The sequence below is a fragment of the Niveispirillum sp. KHB5.9 genome, from assembly GCF_048066115.1.
GTDB lineage: Bacteria > Pseudomonadota > Alphaproteobacteria > Azospirillales > Azospirillaceae > Niveispirillum.
Genome location: NZ_JBLTYX010000035.1, coordinates 1 through 17,332 on the forward strand (window position 1 = coordinate 1; position 17,332 = coordinate 17,332).

General features: G+C 65.0%; 18 protein-coding genes. 8 read left to right on the plus strand and 10 right to left on the minus strand.

The window, feature by feature from the left end; translation table 11 throughout:
* Positions 1-136 precede the first annotated feature (136 nt).
* Complete coding sequence (gene galU, locus ACM9HJ_RS29480) at positions 137-1,006, minus strand: UTP--glucose-1-phosphate uridylyltransferase GalU (RefSeq protein ID WP_416575381.1); 870 nt, start codon at positions 1,004-1,006, stop codon at positions 137-139.
* Positions 1,007-1,350: 344 nt separating this feature from the next.
* On the opposite strand from galU, the gene ACM9HJ_RS29485 reads away from it, so the two are divergent.
* The 4 genes from ACM9HJ_RS29485 to ACM9HJ_RS29500 all read left to right on the plus strand — a co-directional run bounded on the left by ACM9HJ_RS29485 (position 1,351) and on the right by ACM9HJ_RS29500 (position 4,949).
* Positions 1,351-2,004, plus strand: coding sequence for a LuxR C-terminal-related transcriptional regulator (locus ACM9HJ_RS29485; protein ID WP_416575382.1), 654 nt, complete (start codon positions 1,351-1,353; stop codon positions 2,002-2,004).
* Positions 2,005-2,024: 20 nt separating this feature from the next.
* Positions 2,025-2,963 (plus strand): SAM-dependent methyltransferase, encoded by a 939-nt coding sequence (locus ACM9HJ_RS29490; protein ID WP_416575383.1) that lies wholly within the window; start codon positions 2,025-2,027, stop codon positions 2,961-2,963.
* Positions 2,964-3,176: 213 nt separating this feature from the next.
* Complete coding sequence (locus ACM9HJ_RS29495; RefSeq protein WP_416575384.1) at positions 3,177-3,716, plus strand: hypothetical protein; 540 nt, start codon at positions 3,177-3,179, stop codon at positions 3,714-3,716.
* A 240-nt stretch (positions 3,717-3,956) separates the two neighbouring features.
* Complete coding sequence (locus ACM9HJ_RS29500) at positions 3,957-4,949, plus strand: NAD(P)H-dependent glycerol-3-phosphate dehydrogenase (RefSeq protein WP_416575385.1); 993 nt, start codon at positions 3,957-3,959, stop codon at positions 4,947-4,949.
* A 98-nt stretch (positions 4,950-5,047) separates the two neighbouring features.
* Here the strand turns inward: ACM9HJ_RS29500 and ACM9HJ_RS29505 are convergent, their stop codons facing one another.
* Genes ACM9HJ_RS29505 through ACM9HJ_RS29525 form a run of 5 tightly spaced genes read right to left on the minus strand, consistent with a single transcriptional unit; the run spans position 5,048 to position 7,574 of the window.
* The gene (locus ACM9HJ_RS29505; protein ID WP_416575386.1) at positions 5,048-5,500 is read right to left on the minus strand and encodes a cupin domain-containing protein; all 453 of its coding nucleotides are present in this window, start codon (positions 5,498-5,500) and stop codon (positions 5,048-5,050) included.
* Positions 5,501-5,505: 5 nt separating this feature from the next.
* Positions 5,506-6,117 (minus strand): glutathione S-transferase N-terminal domain-containing protein, encoded by a 612-nt coding sequence (locus ACM9HJ_RS29510; protein ID WP_416575387.1) that lies wholly within the window; start codon positions 6,115-6,117, stop codon positions 5,506-5,508.
* 32 nt (positions 6,118-6,149) lie between these two features.
* Positions 6,150-6,920, minus strand: a complete 771-nt coding sequence (gene gloB / locus ACM9HJ_RS29515; RefSeq protein WP_416575388.1) for a hydroxyacylglutathione hydrolase — start codon at positions 6,918-6,920, stop codon at positions 6,150-6,152.
* 13 nt (positions 6,921-6,933) lie between these two features.
* Positions 6,934-7,320: a type II toxin-antitoxin system VapC family toxin gene (locus ACM9HJ_RS29520; RefSeq protein WP_416575389.1), complete on the minus strand. Its 387-nt coding sequence runs from the start codon at positions 7,318-7,320 to the stop codon at positions 6,934-6,936.
* Positions 7,317-7,574 (minus strand): type II toxin-antitoxin system Phd/YefM family antitoxin, encoded by a 258-nt coding sequence (locus tag ACM9HJ_RS29525; protein WP_416575390.1) that lies wholly within the window; start codon positions 7,572-7,574, stop codon positions 7,317-7,319. The genes ACM9HJ_RS29520 and ACM9HJ_RS29525 overlap by 4 nt, the downstream gene beginning before the upstream one ends.
* 141 nt (positions 7,575-7,715) lie before the next feature.
* Here ACM9HJ_RS29525 and ACM9HJ_RS29530 point away from each other — a divergent pair, with 141 nt between their 5' ends.
* From ACM9HJ_RS29530 to purH, 4 genes are all read left to right on the plus strand, one after another.
* Positions 7,716-8,582: an alpha/beta hydrolase gene (locus ACM9HJ_RS29530; protein WP_416575391.1), complete on the plus strand. Its 867-nt coding sequence runs from the start codon at positions 7,716-7,718 to the stop codon at positions 8,580-8,582.
* Positions 8,583-8,666: 84 nt separating this feature from the next.
* On the plus strand, positions 8,667-9,353 hold the full coding sequence (gene rpe / locus ACM9HJ_RS29535) for a ribulose-phosphate 3-epimerase (protein ID WP_416575392.1): 687 nt from the start codon (positions 8,667-8,669) through the stop codon (positions 9,351-9,353).
* 20 nt (positions 9,354-9,373) lie between these two features.
* A complete protein-coding gene (locus tag ACM9HJ_RS29540; RefSeq protein ID WP_416575393.1) occupies positions 9,374-11,008 on the plus strand; it encodes a heparinase II/III family protein in 1,635 nt (544 codons plus the stop codon).
* Between the two features lie 83 nt (positions 11,009-11,091).
* Positions 11,092-12,675: a bifunctional phosphoribosylaminoimidazolecarboxamide formyltransferase/IMP cyclohydrolase gene (gene purH / locus ACM9HJ_RS29545; protein WP_416575394.1), complete on the plus strand. Its 1,584-nt coding sequence runs from the start codon at positions 11,092-11,094 to the stop codon at positions 12,673-12,675.
* A gap of 37 nt (positions 12,676-12,712) precedes the next feature.
* Here purH and ACM9HJ_RS29550 read toward each other — a convergent pair whose 3' ends face one another.
* The 4 genes from ACM9HJ_RS29550 to ACM9HJ_RS29565 form a co-directional block, all read right to left on the minus strand.
* Positions 12,713-13,900: a Fic family protein gene (locus ACM9HJ_RS29550; protein WP_416575395.1), complete on the minus strand. Its 1,188-nt coding sequence runs from the start codon at positions 13,898-13,900 to the stop codon at positions 12,713-12,715.
* 174 nt (positions 13,901-14,074) lie between these two features.
* Positions 14,075-15,505 carry an NAD(P)(+) transhydrogenase (Re/Si-specific) subunit beta gene (locus ACM9HJ_RS29555; RefSeq protein ID WP_416575396.1) on the minus strand — a complete coding sequence of 477 codons (1,431 nt, stop codon included), beginning with the start codon at positions 15,503-15,505 and terminating at the stop codon, positions 14,075-14,077.
* 16 nt (positions 15,506-15,521) lie between these two features.
* A complete protein-coding gene (locus ACM9HJ_RS29560; protein WP_416575397.1) occupies positions 15,522-15,947 on the minus strand; it encodes an NAD(P) transhydrogenase subunit alpha in 426 nt (141 codons plus the stop codon).
* A gap of 11 nt (positions 15,948-15,958) precedes the next feature.
* A complete protein-coding gene (locus tag ACM9HJ_RS29565) occupies positions 15,959-17,116 on the minus strand; it encodes a Re/Si-specific NAD(P)(+) transhydrogenase subunit alpha (protein WP_416575398.1) in 1,158 nt (385 codons plus the stop codon).
* Positions 17,117-17,332 lie beyond the last annotated feature (216 nt).

Consider the following 17,332-nt stretch of genomic DNA (forward strand, 5'->3'; position numbering starts at 1 on the left):
GAGCGAAGCGAGCCCTGACATCTCATAAGCACCGTCGCTTGTCAGGGCTCGGCTGACGCCTCGACCTGACCTACGGAAAAGAAAAAGGGGGCGGTCCAGCCGCCCCCTTCAACATCAATTCCCAACATGTGCCGACTTACAGCATGTCCTTCAGCGCCGCGCGCACCTTGGCCGCCATGTCCGGGCGTTCCAGGGCGTAGGCGACATTGGCCAGGACGAAGCCCAGCTTGTCGCCGCAATCGAAGCGCTGGCCTTCGAACTTGAAGCCGTGGAAGGGCTGCTGGCCGATCAGCTTGGCCATGGCGTCGGTCAGCTGGATTTCGCCGCCGGCCCCCTTCTCGAACACCGACAGGTGCTTGAACACTTCGGGCTGCAGGATATAGCGGCCCTGGATCGACAGGTTGCTGGGCGCCACTTCGGGGTCCGGCTTTTCCACCAGCCCCTTGACGGAGACCAGCTTGCCGTCCTCCGACCCGATATCCAGGATGCCGTACTTGTTGGTCTGTTCGCGCGGCACCTCGAACACCGACAGCAGGTTGCCGCCGACCTGTTCATAGGCCTCCATCATCTGGGCCAGGCAGGGCTTGTCGCCCAGCACCTGTTCGTCGGGCAGCAGCACGGCGAACGGCTCGTTGCCCACGAATTCACGGGCACACCAGACGGCATGGCCCAGGCCCAGCGGGGCCGCCTGACGGACATAGGAGAGGTAACCCGATTCGATCTGGATATCCTCGACGATCTTCAGCAGATCGTTCTTGCCGCGGCGGCGCAGCGTCTCGTTCAGTTCGTAATTCAGGTCGAAATGGTCTTCCAGCGGGCTCTTGCCACGGCTGGTGACGAAGCAGAACTGGTCGATGCCGGCGGCCTTGGCCTCGTCCACGGCATGCTGGATCAGCGGGCGGTCGGCCAGCGGCAGCATTTCCTTCGGTATCGCCTTGGTGGCCGGCAGGAAGCGGGTGCCGAGACCTGCGACCGGGAATACGGCCTTGCGGACTTTCTGGGGCATCTTGATCCCTGTATTGAATGCCATGATCATTCTGTTCCCGCGTCGGCGACCCTGGGGCCGATGACGCTTTCGCCTGTTGTGACACGTCCCGCACCCATCCCGCAAGAAAGCCGCTGGCGTTAAGGCGGAAGGGGTGGCGACGATGCCGATAACCCGCCAAGAACGCTTTTGTGCCATCCATGGTGATGAAAGCGATGGTTGTCACAGACAACCGCAAGATTTTGATTTATTAAGGGTGTGATGCTGTCCATAACATGGCGGACCCTGGGGGGGCTGTGTTCTTCCGCGCGGGGGCGACGCGGGGTTGGGGCAACAGCAAGAATAGATCGGGCTGGGATACACTGATGAAGATCCTGATTGGTGACGACCATCTGTTGTTTCGTGAGGGATTGTGCCGCCTGCTGACCCAGTTGGATGACAAGGCCAGTTTCGTGGAAGCCGGCACGTTTGACGAGGTGAGGGATCTCGCCCGCGACGGTCAGGATTTCGATCTGGTCCTGCTGGACCTGCAGATGCCGGGCTTTCCCGGTTTTTCCGGTGTGCAGGAAATTTGTGAGGCGCAGGCCGGCACCCCCGTCGTCATCGTCTCGGCCTCCGAATCGCAGGCCGATGTCCGCGCCGCGCTTGATGCCGGTGCCTCGGGCTATATCCCCAAATCCTCTTCCGTGAAGATCATGCTGTCGGCCCTGAACCTGATCTTCTCCGGCGGCATCTATGTGCCCCCTGCGGCGATCCTGGGCGATGGTCCCGGCGTGGGCGGTGGTTCCGCGCAGTCCGGTGGCGGGAGTGGCGGCGGTGCCACCGGCGCCCCGGCATTGACCCAGCGTCAGCGCGACGTGCTGCGCTGCCTGCGCGAGGGCAAGTCCAACAAGCAGATCGCCTATGAACTGGGCCTGTCGGAAGGCACGGTGAAGATCCATGTCACGGCCGTCATGCGCAGCCTGGGGGTGCGCAACCGCACCCAGGCTGTTATCGCGTCCGGTGACATCACCACCTGACACGAAGCACCCGTCCCCTGATGACCCAAGATGATGTGACGGCCCCGACGGCAGCCCCGCTCGGGGCCACCGCCTATCTGGCGGCCGAGGATTTCCTGGAACACCTGCTGGCCGAGTTGGGGGAGGTCCGCTCCGTCCATGGCCGTCTGGTGCTGGCCGATGGCCCGCTGCGGCCCGCCGCCTGGGCCCAGAACATCTGGTACGATCCCGTCCTGATCCCGATCCAGTCGATCAAGCAGGGGGCCAAGGCCCTGCGGTCGATCCAGCGCAATTGGGCACATTACGGGTTTCAGCATCATCGCCGGGCACAACTGATCCAGGATAACCTGCCGCATGTGTCGGCCAAGCCGGTGACGTTCTTCACGCCCCCGCCGACCGCGCCGCTGGGTTCCTGGACCCTGCTGAACGAGAACACGATCCTGGCGGCGGCGCATTGTTCCAGCCCGTTCCGCAATGGTGAGATCGAGTTGATCGAGGACAAGGTCAACCCGCCCAGCCGGGCGTACTTGAAGCTGTGGGAGGCGTTCACCCGCATTGGCCACACGCCCAAGCCGGGGGATCAATGCATCGATCTGGGTTCCTGCCCCGGCGGCTGGACCTGGGTGGTGCAGAGCTGCGGGGCCAATGTCATCGCGGTCGACAAGGCACCGCTGGACCCGCGCATCGCCGCCCTGCCGGGTGTCAGCGAGCGACGGGAAAGCGCCTTCGGACTGAAGCCCGCCGATATCGGCCCCATCGATTGGCTGGTCTGCGACGTCATCTGCTATCCGGCCCGGCTCTACCGGATGATCCAGGGCTGGCTGGAGAGCGGGCTGGTCCGCAATTACATCTGTACCCTGAAGTTCCAGGGCGAGACGGACCACGAGACGGCCCGCGCCTTCGCCGCCATCCCCAATTCCCAACTGGTTCATCTCTGCCAGAACAAGCATGAGCTGACCTGGATAAAGCTGGCCGATTAAAATCAATAACTTGGCGATATAGTCCTGGCTGCCCCCGGCGCCGGTTGGTACCTAAAACATCATGGCCTGAATCTGGCGAAGCCCGCCGAATCCGGCGAAACCAAGGTGATTTCGTGACATCGGCATCGGGCCGGGAACCAGGGCTCGGTCCGTTTGTTTTCTCCGTGAAGCCGCCCTGAACCGGACGGCACGCGATACACGGAGGGATTTATCATGTCGAAGATCAAGTTCGTGCTGGTCACCACCGCCATTCTCGCCTTCCCCGCCCTGGCCCATGCCGCCAAGGAAGAGAAGGGCCTGGACAATTTGTCGGGCGTCGGCCAGGAAGCCATCGCCATGTATGACAAGCTGGAAGGCCCCAAGGCCCTGGCCCTGGCCAATGACGGCGCCGTCGGTTACGCCTCGGGCGTCGACAATGGCGAGGCCCGCATCGCCGCCCTGGCCCGCTGCGCCGAAGTGACCCGCGAGACCTGCCGCGTGGTTTCGGTTGATGGCCAGGCCATGGCCAGCGCCGGCACCCTGGCCGAACTGGCCCGCAACCACACCGACGCCAACGACCTGCGCGGCGAGGTGGTCGCCGACTATGAAAAGGCCATTGGCGCCAAGGCGCTGGCCCTGTCCGATGACGGCGCCTTCGGCTGGGTCGTCCGCGACACCGAGGAGCAGGCCCGCGCCGACGCGCTGACCCAGTGCGAAACCCGCGGCACCAACTGCTCCATCCAGGCCTCCACGGCCGGCACCAGCGTGCAGTAACCAACGGTCGTCATGACCGTTGGTCGGCGGCGACTGCCGCCGCGCGGCTCATGCCGCGTAAGTCAAGCCAACGGATGTTGGCGCCGGCGATTGAGGACATGAATGGCCCAGTGCCAGATAAAGAGCGGCCGGGCGGGGACCACCCCGCCCGGCCCTGTTTATTTTTGCGTGCCCGCGCGCTAAGCCTGTGTCGAACGGGATGGCAGATCCCGACCGGACAAACGCGAAGGGGACGAGGCCATGCGGCGCATCGGGGTGATCGGGGCGGGGGCTTGGGGCACGGCCCTGGCCATGGCGGCGGCCCGCGCGGGCGCCGATGTGATGCTGCAGGCGCGCGAGGCCGAAGTGGTCGACAGCGTCAATGCACGCCACGAGAACAGCCTGTTCCTGCCCGGCATCCCGCTCGACCCCGCCATCCGCGCTACCGCCGATCTGGGCGAGGCGGCATCGGCCGATGCCGTGCTGTTGGTCACCCCGGCCCAGCATCTGCGCACCGCCTGCCGGGCGCTGAAACCCGACTTGAAGCCGGGCGTACCGGTAGTGATCTGCGCCAAGGGTATTGAGATCGATACCGGCAGCCTGATGAGCGAGGCGGTGGCGGCCGAACTGGGCGACCAGCCGCTGGCGGTTCTGTCCGGTCCGACCTTCGCGGCGGAGGTGGCGAAGGGCCTGCCCACGGCCGTGACCCTGGCGATCAAGGACGAGGCATTGGGTCGCCAACTGCTGACCGCGCTGGGCGGGCGCACCTTCCGCCCCTATCTGTCCGACGATCTGGTGGGCGCGCAGGTGGGCGGGGCCGTGAAGAACGTGCTGGCCATCGCCTGCGGTGTCGTCCATGGCCGCAGCCTGGGCGACAATGCCCGCGCCGCCCTGATCACCCGCGGCCTGGCGGAGATCGCCCGGCTGGGCGCCCGGCTGGGCGCGCGCGCGGAGACGCTGATGGGCCTCTCCGGTCTGGGCGACCTGACCCTGACCTGCTCCTCCCTGCAATCGCGCAACATGTCGCTGGGGGCGGCGCTGGGCCAGGGCCGTACCCTGGATGAGGTGCTGGGCGAACGAAGGTCGGTGGCCGAAGGCGTCTATACCGCGCGCGCCGTCACCAGGCTGGCGGCCTCATTGGGCGTGGACATGCCGCTCTGCCAGGCGGTGGACGCGCTTCTCAACCATGGCGCCAGGCTGGACGACATCATCGACGCGCTGATGACGCGGCCGTTCAAGGCGGAGACGGTGTAGAGTGTGATCGTTTGAAATGGAATCGTTTCAAACGTGAATCACACGGCAAACCAAAAGCTTAGAGTCTATCCGGCGTTTACATAAGCGCCGGATAGACTCTAACCGCCCGACGGCCTCCGCGGCGTGGGCCGCCAGTCCGGTGGGGCCAGTTCGAACTTGGCGAATTCGAACCCCGGCACGACGGTGCAGCCGACCAAGGTCCAGGCGCCCAGGCTGACCGCCGTCTGCCAATGGCCGGCGGGCACAATGATCTGGGGCCGGTGGCCGGCCGCCAGATCAATGCCCAGATGATGGGCCGACGCGTCATGCCCGTTGGGCGACATGGTCAGGACCAGCGGCGCGCCGGCATGGAAATGCCAGATCTCGTCGGCATCCAGCACCCGGTGCCAGTGCGAATATTCCCCCGCCTGCAAAAGGAAATAGATCGCCGTGTGCGCCGCCCGCGCCCCGTCTGCGGCCGGCGCGCGGAAGGTCTCGACATAATGGCCGCCCTCCGGATGCGGCCTCATGCCCAGCTTCTCGATGATCTCCTGCGGCTTCATCGGATACATGGCGTTCATTCCGTGGGCGGCAGGGTGGCCAGGAAGCTGGGGCGCTTCGACGCCGCCTCGAACCAATGGGCCAGGGCCGGCCGGCCGGTGCGCCAGGGTTCATGGGCAAAGCGGAAATCCATATAGCCCATGGCCGACAGCACGGCCAGACTGCCCACATTCGGCTGGTCGGGATCGGGCAGGTCGCGCGCATCCACCTCCAGCCGGTCGAAGGTGCGGAAGATGGCGGCGCGCTGCCGGTTGTCCCACTCGGCCGAACGCAGGTTGGGCGGGCGCAGGCCTTCCACCCGGCGCAGCACACCGGCATCGCAGATGCCGTCGCCCAGCGCCTGTTGGCGCAGGGCGGTCCAGCGGGCGGGCCCCGTGGGCGGGATCAGCTTGGCGCCATCATGCAGGCTGTCCAGGTATTCCACGATGACCGGGCTGTCGAACAGCACCATGCCGTCATCGGTCAGCAGGGTCGGGATCTTGGACAGCGGGTTCTCGCGCACGATCGGGCTGTCGGGCGACCAGACATCGGTGGGCGACAGTTCGATCCGGTCGGCCAGGCCGATCTCATGCGCCACCATCAGCACCTTGCGCACGAAGGGGGAGGTCTGGCTGTAACGCAGCTTCATCTTTGCATCCAGGTTGGGGGAAAGGGGTGGGGTCAGCCCCGGAAATCATCCTTCGCCTTGCGGATGGCGGCGAAGACGCTGGCGGGATCGGCACCGGCCAGACCCATGCGGGCCGCCAGGTCCGGATCATCGGCGCGCAGGAAGGGATTGGCCGCCCGCTCGTCGCTTAAGCGCGAGGGTATGGTGGGCAGGTTCCTGGCGCGCAGATGCGCCACCTCCTCGGCCCGGGCCTTCAGCGCCGCGTTGTCGGGATCGATGGACAGGGCGAAGCGGACATTGCCGGATGTGTATTCATGCCCGCAATAGACCCGCGTATCGCCGGGCAGGGGGCGCAGCTTCAGCAGGCTGTCCCACATCTGGGCCGGCGTGCCCTCGAACAGCCGGCCGCAGCCCAGGGAGAACAGCGTGTCGCCGCTGAACAGCAGGTGCGCCTCTTCGAAATAGAAGGCGCAATGGCCGCGCGTATGGCCGGGCGTGTCGAAGACGCGGACCGTCTGCCCGCCCAGGGTGAAGCTGTCACCCTCGCCATAGGTGGCGCTCATCTCCGGGATGCGCTCCATCTCCGCCCTGGGCCCGATCAGGGGGGCATGGCTGTCGGCGCGCAGGTCGGTGATGCCGCCGATATGGTCGCCATGATGATGGGTGGCCAGCACATGGGTCAGCCGCCAGCCCCGCGCATCCAGGAAGGCGCGCACCGGCCCCGCCTCGCCCGGATCGACGACGGCCGTCACCCCGTGCGGGGCGTCGTGGATAATGTGGATGTAATTGTCCGTCAGGGCGGGAACGACATGCACCTCGACCATGGGCGGGCCTTTCTCACATCCGTGCCGACAGGGTCTTCACGTCATAGGTTGGAATGATGCCATCCGCCGTCACCAGCACCAAAGCCTCCATCCTGGCCTGCGCGATCAACATGCGGTCGAACGGGTCGTTATGGTGCGGGGGCAGGGCGGCGGCGGCCAGGGCATGGGGCAGGGTGATGTCCGAAACCCTCGTGCCCATGTCCGCCAGTTGGACGTCCAGTCGATCCATCGGGAAATGCAGGCGTCCAGCCGCGTGTTTGATGGCGATCTCCCAAAGGCTGGCAACGCTGACCAGCAATGTCGCATCACCTTCTGCCAGCACGGCCCGTACCTTCGCTGGAACCTTCTCCGGCGTCAGGGACAACCAGATGATGATATGGCTGTCGACCAGATAGTTCACGTGCCCTCGCCTCGGAAAGCCTTGGCGATTTCTTCCGGCAAGGGATCATCGAAATCATCGCCAACCCAATAGCCTTGCCCGGCCAACTGTCCAAAGACACGCTGGGGTTTGGTGGTCGATATCCCCTCCACCGGCGGCATCAGCCGGGCCACCGGCCGGCCGGCGCGGTAGATGACGATCTCTTCTCCCGCCTCGGCCCGTTCGATCAGGCGGGTCAGGTTGCTGGCGACATCGGCAAGGTTCACGCTGTCCATGGCCGGCCTCCGGGGGATGGGCGCATAGGGCAGATTGGGTATCGCCGCGGGCTTCGTCAACCGCCGCCATCGGCCCTTGACCGCGGATTTGGGGAATTCGTAGACAGGCGCTCCGGTTTCAACCCGAAGGAGACATCCCGCATGCGTTTGCCCTGGTTCCTGGCCGTCGCCCTGCTGTTCGCCGCCCCCGCCGCCCCGGCAGAGGACGCCCCGCCCGCCTATCAGATGGAACGCAGCACGGTTCACACTTTGCACGCCAAAATGGGCCGGACCTTCGACCTTTATGTCCGGGTTCCGCCCGGCTATACCGACCCGAAGAATGCCGGCAAGCGCTATCCCGTCCTCTACATGACCGATGGCGGCTACACTTTCCCCACCGCCGCCGGCATCAGCGCCCTGGGCCACAGCCAGAAGCGGCTGGCGGAATTCATCATCGTCGGTATCGCCAATGCCACCGGCGAACCACCGGCCGATGCCCGCCGCCGCGACCTGACCCCCTGGGCCAGCGACAGCCAGCCGGGTTCCGGCGGGGCACCCGCCTATCTGGATTTCCTGGTGACCGAAGCGATGCCGGTGATCGAGAAGACCTACCGCATCGACCCCGCCCGCCGCACCCTGGTGGGCCAGTCCTATGGCGGCCTGTTCGGCCTGTGGGTGCTGTTCACTGAAGCACAGCATTTCAGCAGCTATATCCTGACCAGCCCGTCCATCTGGTTCAAGGATTACGCCCTGGTGAAGCTGGAGGGGGATTTCGCCAAGTCCAACAAGGACCTGAAGGCTCGGCTCTACATGACCACCGGCCAGTTCGAGGCGGCCAAGCCCGGTGATGCAAGGTACAACAAGAACCGCGACATGGTGGCCGACCAGCAGGAAATGGCCAAGCGCCTGCGCAGCCGTAAATATCCGGGGCTGAGGGTCATGTCGGATGTCAGCCAGGGCACCTATCATGAAACGACATTCCCTGTGGGCCTGATCCAGGGATTGCAGTGGCTCTATCCTGTCCCGTGATAACCTCCGCCATGTCCCCGGAACCGGCCATTCATGCGCCGAACCCGGCTTGTCGGCTGGGTTGGTTATTGATACCAACCCATCATGAATACGCAGCCCATCAAGATCGCCCCGTCCATCCTGTCCGCCGACTTCGCCCGCCTGGGTGAGGAGGTTCGCGCCATCGATGAGGCGGGAGCCGATTACATCCATATCGACGTGATGGACGGGCATTTCGTGCCCAACATCACCATCGGCCCCGGTGTGGTGAAGGCGCTGCGCCCGCACACGAAGAAGATCTTCGACGTGCATCTGATGATCGCGCCCGTCGACAATTTCATCCAGGGCTTCGCCGATGCCGGTGCCGACATCATCAGCTTCCATCCCGAAGCGGGGGCCCATCCGCACCGCACGGTGCAGCTGATCCGGTCGCTCGGCAAGAAGCCGGGCATCGTGCTGAACCCGCATACGCCGCTTTCCATGGTCGATTACCTGCTGGCCGACCTGGACCTGGTACTGGTCATGTCGGTCAATCCCGGCTTCGGCGGGCAGAGCTTCATCACCTCGCAGCTGGACAAGATCGCCGAGCTGCGCCGCCGCATCAACGCCGTGTCCCAAGCCCAGGGCGGCCGGCATATCGACCTGGAGGTCGATGGCGGCGTGAATGTCGAGACGGCGAAACAGTGCATCGCCGCCGGCGCCGATGTGCTGGTGGCCGGCACGGCCACCTTTGTGGGCGGGCCGTCCGCCTATGGGGCCAATATGCGCGCCCTGCGCGGCCAGAACGGTTGATCCGCCGCATGACCGGGGGCATGGCGCATAAGAGGTTCAAGCCGGGCGGTGGTGGCTGGTACCGCACGACCGGGCTCTACCAGATGATGGCCCTGTCCGGCCCGGCGCCCAAGCAGCTTTCCCTGGTTCCGCCCGATCCCTGGCCGGGCGATGCCCATCACGGCCAGGAACTGCTGAACAACCGCTTCCGCTTCTCCGGCCAAAGCTTCTCCGGCGAATTGCCGCCCTGGCTGGAGGAGGGGGCGTCCGCCTCCTGGCTGGCGGAGATGCATGGTTTCGACTGGCTGCGCCATCTGCGCGCCACAGGTGGCGATGGTGCCCGCCGTCAGGCCCGCGTCCTGGTCAGCCACTGGCTGGACCTGTTCGGCAAGCGTTGGCACCCCGTGGCCTGGGCGCCCGATGTGCTGGCCACACGTGTCGCCGCCTGGATCGGCCAGCATGATTTCTTCCTGGCCAGCGCCGACGACCAGCTGCGCGCCCGCGTCTTCGACAGTCTGGCCCGCCAGGTCCGCTATCTTGAAAATACGATCCCCGGCCGCCTGAAGGGTGCGGCCCTGGTGGGTGCGCTGAAGGGCATGGTCTATGGCGGCCTGTGCCTGTCGGGCCTGGGCCGCGCCACCGACCGGGCCCGCGTCCTGCTGAACCGCGAACTGCCCCGGCAGATCCTGCCCGATGGCGGGCATGTGGAACATTCGCCGTCCAGCCAGCTGCTGGTCCTGCGCCATCTGATCGACATGCGCGGCTGTTTCCGCGCCGTGCGGGAAGAGGTGCCGGAGGCGTTGCAGCACGCCATCGACCGGATGACCCCGACCCTGCGCTTCTTCCGCCATGGTGACGGCAGCCTGGCCCTGTTCAACGGTTCGCAGGAAGGCGAGGCGGTGCTGATCGACACGGTGCTGGGCCAGGCGGATGCCCGCGGCCGACCGTTGAAATCCACTCCGCATATCGGGTTCGAACGGATCACCGCCGGTCGTACCTGCGTGCTGATGGATGTCGGTGTACCGCCGGCGCCCGGCCTGGACGAACATGCCCATGCCGGTACCCTGTCGTTCGAGATGAGCATCGGGCGCGAACGGCTGGTGGTGAATTGCGGTGCCCATCCGGCCGACCAAGGGGTCTGGCGCACGGCGCTGGCCGCCACGGCCGCCCATTCCACCATCACCATCGACGACACCAATTCAAGCGGCATTGCCGAGGAGGGCGGCCTGACCCGCCGTCCCGGTGATGTGCAGTGCCTGCGCCAGGACGGGGATGAGGGCACGCTGGTCGATGCCCATCATGACGGCTATTTCGACCGCGGCGGCATCGTCCATCACCGCCGCCTGTTCCTGGCCGAAAGCGGTGAGGATCTGCGCGGGCAGGACAAGCTGACCGGCACGCCGGGCCATGAATTCGCCGTCCGCTTCCACCTGCATCCCGGCGTGCGCGTGGCGACGCTGGAGGATGAGGCGGCCTTGCTGATGCGGCTGCCCTCCGGCGCGCTCTGGAAGTTCCGGGCCACCGGTGCGGAGATCGAAACCACCGACAGCATCTATCTGGGCCAGGGCGCCGATCCGCGGCCGACCACCCAGATCATGCTGCGCGGCGTGACCCAACTGGGCGAAACCCTCATCAAATGGGGATTCCGCCGGGAAGGCAGCGACATCGACACCTGACGCTTCGGCGTCATCACAATGCCGGGCCGGTCCAGATATGGATCGGCCCGGTTCTTTTACATCCCCCGCCAGGATCACCGACCATGAGCATCGATCTCGTCCCCATCCGCCGCGCCATCATCTCCGTCTCCGACAAGACGGGCCTGATCGATCTGGGCAAGGCGCTGGCCGCGCGCGGCGTTCACATCCTGTCGACCGGCGGCTCGGCCAAGGCGCTGGCCGATGCCGGCATTGCCGTGACGGAAGTGTCCGACCATACCGGCTTTCCGGAGATGATGGACGGGCGGGTGAAGACCCTGCACCCCAAGATCCATGGTGGCATCCTGGCCCGCCGCGATTTCCCGACCCACACCGACGCCATGTCGGCCCATGACATTCCCGGCATCGACCTGGTGGTGGTCAACCTGTACCCGTTCGAGGCGACGGTGGCCAAGGGGGCGGATTTCGAGACCTGCATCGAGAATATCGATATCGGCGGCCCGTCCCTGATCCGTGGTGCGGCCAAGAACCATGATTTCGTGGCCGTGGTCACCGACGCGTCGGACTATGCCGAACTGATCGCCCAGCTGGAGGCCAATGACGGCCAGACGACGCTGTCCTTCCGCCGCACCCTGGCCGCCAAGGCCTATGCCCGCACCGGTTCCTATGACGCCGCCATTTCCCGCTGGTTCGCGGGTCAGTTGGGCCAGGACTATCCCCAGCGCCTGACCTTCGGCGGGGAGCTGCGCCAGACCCTGCGCTATGGTGAGAATCCGCATCAGTCGGCGGCTTTCTACACGACCGGCGACAAGCGCCCCGGCATTGCCACCGCGACCCAGCTGCAGGGCAAGGAACTATCCTACAACAATTTGAACGACACGGACGCGGCGTTCGAGCTGGTGGCCGAATTCGAGCGTCCGGCCATCGCCATCATCAAGCATGCCAATCCCTGCGGCGTGGCCGAGGGCGATACTCTGCTGGACGCCTATACGCGTGCCCTGGCCTGCGACCCGGTATCGGCCTTCGGCGGCATCATCGCCATGAACCGCACCCTGGACGCGGCTACGGCGGAGCAGATCGCCAAGTTGTTCGCCGAAGTGGTGATCGCGCCCGACGCCGATGACGCGGCCAAGGCGTTCCTGGCCACCAAGAAGAACCTGCGCGTGCTGCTGACCGGCTCCATGCCCAACCCGGCCGAACCCGGCCTGTTCGTGAAGTCGGTGGCCGGTGGCTATCTGGTGCAGACCCGCGACAATGGCCGCATCACCCAGACCGACCTGAAGGTGGTGACCAAGCGCGCGCCCAGCGAGGCTGAGCTGGCCGATCTGCTGTTCGCCTTCCGCGTCGGCAAGCATGTGAAGTCCAACGCCATCGTCTATGCCAAGGCCGGTGCGACCGTCGGCATCGGCGCCGGCCAGATGAGCCGTGTCGACAGCAGCCGCATCGCCGCCTGGAAGTCCGCCGACGCCGCCAAGGCCGCCGGCCTGGAGGAGGCGGGCACCAAGGGTTCGGTAGTGGCATCCGACGCCTTCTTCCCGTTTGCCGACGGTCTGCTGGCGGCGGCCGATGCCGGCGTGACGGCGGTGATCCAGCCGGGCGGGTCGATGCGCGACGCGGAGGTGGTCGCGGCGGCTGATGAGCGCGGCTTGGCGATGGTGTTCACCGGGATGCGGCATTTCCGGCATTGAGGTGTGGGGCGGGGGCGGCCCGGTTGGAGCCGCCCTGTTACTGTTCCGGCAACACCGGCTCCTCTCCAAACGGGCGGCCGATGATGGTCATGGCCTCGGGAACACCGAACAGACGGTTGCGTCGCTTGCCGTGGCGCTCGACGATGATCCCGACCTCAAGCAACTGCTGGGCTGCGACGTTGGCAGCCTGTACGCTGATATTCAATTGTAAGGACAGCATGGTGATGCTGAACATCGGATAGATGAGCAGATGATCTAATGCTCGCAGAGCGGCGGAACCAGCGCGGAAGACGCGACGGCCCTTCCATATATCATATAGATTCAACAACGCCTGTCTGGTGATCTTCAGTTCAGCAACCGTTGCCACGACGGATTGCGACAGGAAATCAACCATAGCACCCCAGTCCAACTGCTGTTGCGCGGCCTTCAACGCAGCAATATAGCGGTCCTTGTTCTTTTCGATATAGGGGGACAAGTAGAGCGGGACCTCGCCATACGCCGCCATCATGATTGGCAGCAGAAGCCTGCCCACCCGCCCATTACCATCGCGAAACGGATGCACGGCCTCGAAATGGGCGTGGGCGATTGCTAGGCGGGTCAGCGTTCCCTGGGTTGGGATCTGCTTACTGTCGCAGCGCATGTACGCGATATTTTCCGAGATACAGGCGGGCACCCGATCCGACGGTGGTGGGTTCCAAGTGGAATGAGAGATTTCCTTGCCGCCGATCCAAACGGTTCGGGATCGCAAGGTACCTGGCTCATCAGCATAAGCAGGATCATCCTTCATGACCGCTTCGTGCAGTTCGGATAGGAGTTCCAAGGTGAAGATTGCAGAGCCGGTGCCTTGTGCCCGCAATACCAGCCGGCTCAGGGTTTCGGCATAGGCCGCCACCTGCCGAGTTGCCGGATTGCTCGCCCGACCATCGCCGGTCATGAGTTGGGTGAGGACATCATGAAGCGTGCTGTGGGTGCCCTCCATCGCGGAACTGGCCAAGGCTTCAAGCTGTATGATGACCTTGCTTAGGAGGAACGGGTCAGCAGTTTGACCAGCCAGAACATGGATCTCCGCCAGGGCTCGTTCCGCATCCCGCTTCCCGACAAGGTCGTGGACCTTGATCGCCCCCTCAGGCGGCGGCTCCGGCACCACACCGTAGTGGCTGTCATGGGGGGGCGGCAGTCGCACTAGGGCTTGGCGCACCGCATGGCACAGAGCGTCCCGTTTCACGAATAACCTTTAATAAGACTCGCATGCGAACAACCATATTAAAGGTTATATCAACAACCTTCAACAAGGGAGATCGCCACCTGCTCTTGTTCAAGGTTTGCATACAGCAAACAAAAAGGGCCGCCCCGTCGCCGGAGCGGCCCCTTTCCTACGTCCCGTCAACTAGTCAGCGGATCAATGCCCGCTGCCCGACAGGTTCTTCACGATCTCTTCGGTGACCTTCTTGGCGTCGCCCAGCAGCATCATGGTGTTGGGGCGGAAGAACAGTTCGTTCTCCACGCCGGCATAACCGGCACCCATCGACCGCTTGATGAACAGCACGGTCTTGGCCTTTTCCACGTCCAGGATGGGCATGCCGTAGATCGGGCTGGCCGTGTCGGTCTTGGCGGCGGGGTTGGTCACGTCGTTGGCGCCGATGACATAGGCCACGTCCGCCTGACCGAAATCGCGGTTGATCTCGTCCAGTTCGAACACCTCGTCATAGGGTACGTTGGCTTCGGCCAGCAGCACGTTCATGTGCCCGGGCATGCGGCCGGCGACGGGATGGATGGCGTACTTCACCTCCACCCCTTCCTTCTTCAGCAGGTCGCCCATTTCACGCAGCGCGTGCTGGGCCTGGGCCACGGCCATGCCGTAACCGGGGACCACGATGACCTTGGACGCGTTCTTCATGATGAAGGCGGCATCGTCGGCCGAACCGGCCTTGAAGCTGCGGTCGATGGCGGCACCGCCGGCGGCGGCACCGGCCGCGGCGTCACCGCCGAAGCCACCCAGAATGACGTTGATGATCGACCGGTTCATGCCCTTGCACATGATGTAGGACAGGATGGCGCCCGAGGCACCGACCAGCGAACCGGTGATGATCAGCAGGTTGTTCTGCAGCGTGAAGCCGATGCCTGCCGCCGCCCAGCCGGAATAGCTGTTCAGCATGGACACGACCACGGGCATGTCGGCCCCGCCGATCGGCAGGATCAGCAGGAAGCCCAGCGCCAAGGCCAACGCCACGATGACCCAGAACAGCAGCGGCGACTGGGTGAAGCACAGCAGCACGATCAGCACGACCAGGGCGATGCCCAGGCCGGCATTCAGCGTGTGTTGGCCGGAGAACACCAGCGGCTTGCCGCTGACCCGCCCGTCCAGCTTCAGGAAGGCGACGACGGAGCCGGTGAAGGTGATGGCGCCGATGGCCACGCCCAGGCTCATCTCCACCAGCGAGCCGACATGGATGTCGCCGACCGAGCCGATATTGAAGCTTTCCGGGGAATGGAAGGCGGCACCGGCCACGAACACGGCGGCCAGACCGACCAGGCTGTGGAAGGCGGCGACCAGCTGGGGCAACTGCGTCATCTGGATGCGCTTGGCGATGACCACGCCGGCGGCACCGCCGATGGCGATGCCGGCCACGATCATCAGCAGGCGCGTGAATTCCAGCGACTTGCCGGTCAATGCTGGCAGCGCCACCAGGGTGGTGACAATGGCCAGCGCCATGCCGATCATGCCGAAGCGGTTGCCGGTTTGCGCGGTTTCCGGGCTGGACAGGCCCCGCAGGGCCAGGATGAACAGCACACCGGAGACGAGATAGAGAAGCGATGCGGTGACGAGCATGATGGTTCCTCCCCGATCACTTCTTGGCGCCGGAGGGCGCCTTCTTCTTGTACATGGACAGCATGCGCTGGGTGACCATGAAGCCGCCGAAGATGTTGACGCTGGCCAGCACGATGGCCAGGAAACCCATCAGGGCGGAAAAGCCGTTATCGGCGGCACCCGTGGCGATCAGCGCGCCGACGATGATCACTGACGAGACGGCGTTGGTCACGGCCATCAGCGGGGAATGCAGGGCCGGCGTCACCTTCCAGACGACGTAATAGCCCACGAAGCAGGCCAGGACGAAGACGGTGAGGCCGATGACGATGAAGGGCATGCCGCCGGCATTGGCCAGCTGGGCCTCCAGCATGGCGATCTTGTTGGTCATCTGGACCGCCTGCTCACGCGCGGCATCCAGGTTGTTCAGCAGCTCCGCGCCGCTGTCAGCGTTTGCCAGGATCATGGCGTGGCTCCTCAGGCGGCGGGCTTGTTGAAGGCGGGGTGCACGACGGCGCCGTCACGGGTCAGGCCCGTGCCCTTCACCACGTCATCCTCCCAGTTCATCTTCAGGCTCTTCGTATCCTTATCGACGAAGGGCGTGATGAAGTTGAGCAGGTTCTTGGCGTAGAGCGCGGAGGCGTCGACGGCGATGCGGCCCGGCATGTTGATGCGGCCCACGATCTTCACGCCGTACTTCTCCACCACCTCGCCGGCCACGGCCCCTTCGACATTGCCGCCCTGTTCGCAGGCCAGATCCACCAGGATCGCGCCCTGCTTCATGGTCTTCAGCATGTCGTCGGTGATCAGCACCGGTGCCTTGCGGCCGGGGATCAGCGCCGTGGTGATGACGATGTCCTGCTTCTTGATCGTCTCGGCGATCAGGGCCGCCTGCTTGGCCTGATACTCCTTGGACATTTCCTTGGCGTAGCCGCCGGCCGTCTGGGCCTGCTGGAACTCCTCGTCCATGACGGCGACGAAGGTACCGCCCAGGCTTTCCACCTGTTCCTTGGTGGCCGGGCGCACGTCGGTGGCGGACACCACCGCACCCAGGCGCTTGGCCGTGGCGATGGCCTGCAGCCCCGCCACGCCGGCACCCATGACCAGGGCGCGGGCGGGCGGGACGGTGCCGGCGGCGGTCATCATCATCGGAAAGGCGCGGCCGAACTCGTTCGCGGCCTCGATCACGGCGCGGTAGCCGGCCAGGTTCGACTGGCTCGACAGGATGTCCATGCTCTGGGCGCGGGTGATGCGCGGCATGAACTCCATGGCGAACGCGTCGATCTTGGCATTGGCATAGGCGGCCACCGTTTCCGGCACGCCATAGGGCGACAGCGCGGCGATCAGGATGGCGCCCGGCTTGATCAGGGCCAACTCGTCCACCGCCCCCTCGCCGGCGGCCAGCGGACGCTGCACCTTCAGCACGATGTCGGCACCGGTCAGGGTGCTGGTGACGTCAGGCGCCACGGTGGCGCCGGATGCTGCGAAGGCATCGTCGGTGATGGCGGAACCCAGGCCGGCCCCGGCCTCGACCACGACCTCGAACCCGAGCCCGATATATTTGCGTACGGTGTCGGGCGTGGCTGCGACCCGCAGCTCATGCGCCCGGCGTTCCTTCGGAATGGCGATTTTCATTCGATCCGATTCCCCCTCTTGAAAGTTCCTCAAGTCTCGGCTTGGCGACCCAGGTACCGGTGCTCCATTTCAGGATTATGCCGGCTATCGTTATGCAGCCGCACGATGACGCATCCGGTAATCTTTGTGAAGCTTTCCAGGGCCACCACGCCATGGTCGGAAAGCCAATTCCCACTAGATGGAAAGGAAGTGGTGTCTTGGGCGAAAGGATCGGTC

Bases quoted from the DNA above. Each gene is read 5' to 3' on its own strand.
- galU (WP_416575381.1), bottom strand. From the start codon at position 1,006: ATGCCCCAGAAAGTCCGCAAGGCCGTATTCCCGGTCGCAGGTCTCGGC.
- ACM9HJ_RS29485 (WP_416575382.1), top strand. From the start codon at position 1,351: ATGAAGATCCTGATTGGTGACGACCATCTGTTGTTTCGTGAGGGATTG.
- ACM9HJ_RS29490 (WP_416575383.1), top strand. From the start codon at position 2,025: ATGACCCAAGATGATGTGACGGCCCCGACGGCAGCCCCGCTCGGGGCC.
- ACM9HJ_RS29495 (WP_416575384.1), top strand. From the start codon at position 3,177: ATGTCGAAGATCAAGTTCGTGCTGGTCACCACCGCCATTCTCGCCTTC.
- ACM9HJ_RS29500 (WP_416575385.1), top strand. From the start codon at position 3,957: ATGCGGCGCATCGGGGTGATCGGGGCGGGGGCTTGGGGCACGGCCCTG.
- ACM9HJ_RS29505 (WP_416575386.1), bottom strand. From the start codon at position 5,500: ATGTATCCGATGAAGCCGCAGGAGATCATCGAGAAGCTGGGCATGAGG.
- ACM9HJ_RS29510 (WP_416575387.1), bottom strand. From the start codon at position 6,117: ATGAAGCTGCGTTACAGCCAGACCTCCCCCTTCGTGCGCAAGGTGCTG.
- gloB (WP_416575388.1), bottom strand. From the start codon at position 6,920: ATGGTCGAGGTGCATGTCGTTCCCGCCCTGACGGACAATTACATCCAC.
- ACM9HJ_RS29525 (WP_416575390.1), bottom strand. From the start codon at position 7,574: ATGGACAGCGTGAACCTTGCCGATGTCGCCAGCAACCTGACCCGCCTG.
- ACM9HJ_RS29530 (WP_416575391.1), top strand. From the start codon at position 7,716: ATGCGTTTGCCCTGGTTCCTGGCCGTCGCCCTGCTGTTCGCCGCCCCC.
- rpe (WP_416575392.1), top strand. From the start codon at position 8,667: ATGAATACGCAGCCCATCAAGATCGCCCCGTCCATCCTGTCCGCCGAC.
- ACM9HJ_RS29540 (WP_416575393.1), top strand. From the start codon at position 9,374: ATGGCGCATAAGAGGTTCAAGCCGGGCGGTGGTGGCTGGTACCGCACG.
- purH (WP_416575394.1), top strand. From the start codon at position 11,092: ATGAGCATCGATCTCGTCCCCATCCGCCGCGCCATCATCTCCGTCTCC.
- ACM9HJ_RS29555 (WP_416575396.1), bottom strand. From the start codon at position 15,505: ATGCTCGTCACCGCATCGCTTCTCTATCTCGTCTCCGGTGTGCTGTTC.
- ACM9HJ_RS29560 (WP_416575397.1), bottom strand. From the start codon at position 15,947: ATGATCCTGGCAAACGCTGACAGCGGCGCGGAGCTGCTGAACAACCTG.
- ACM9HJ_RS29565 (WP_416575398.1), bottom strand. From the start codon at position 17,116: ATGAAAATCGCCATTCCGAAGGAACGCCGGGCGCATGAGCTGCGGGTC.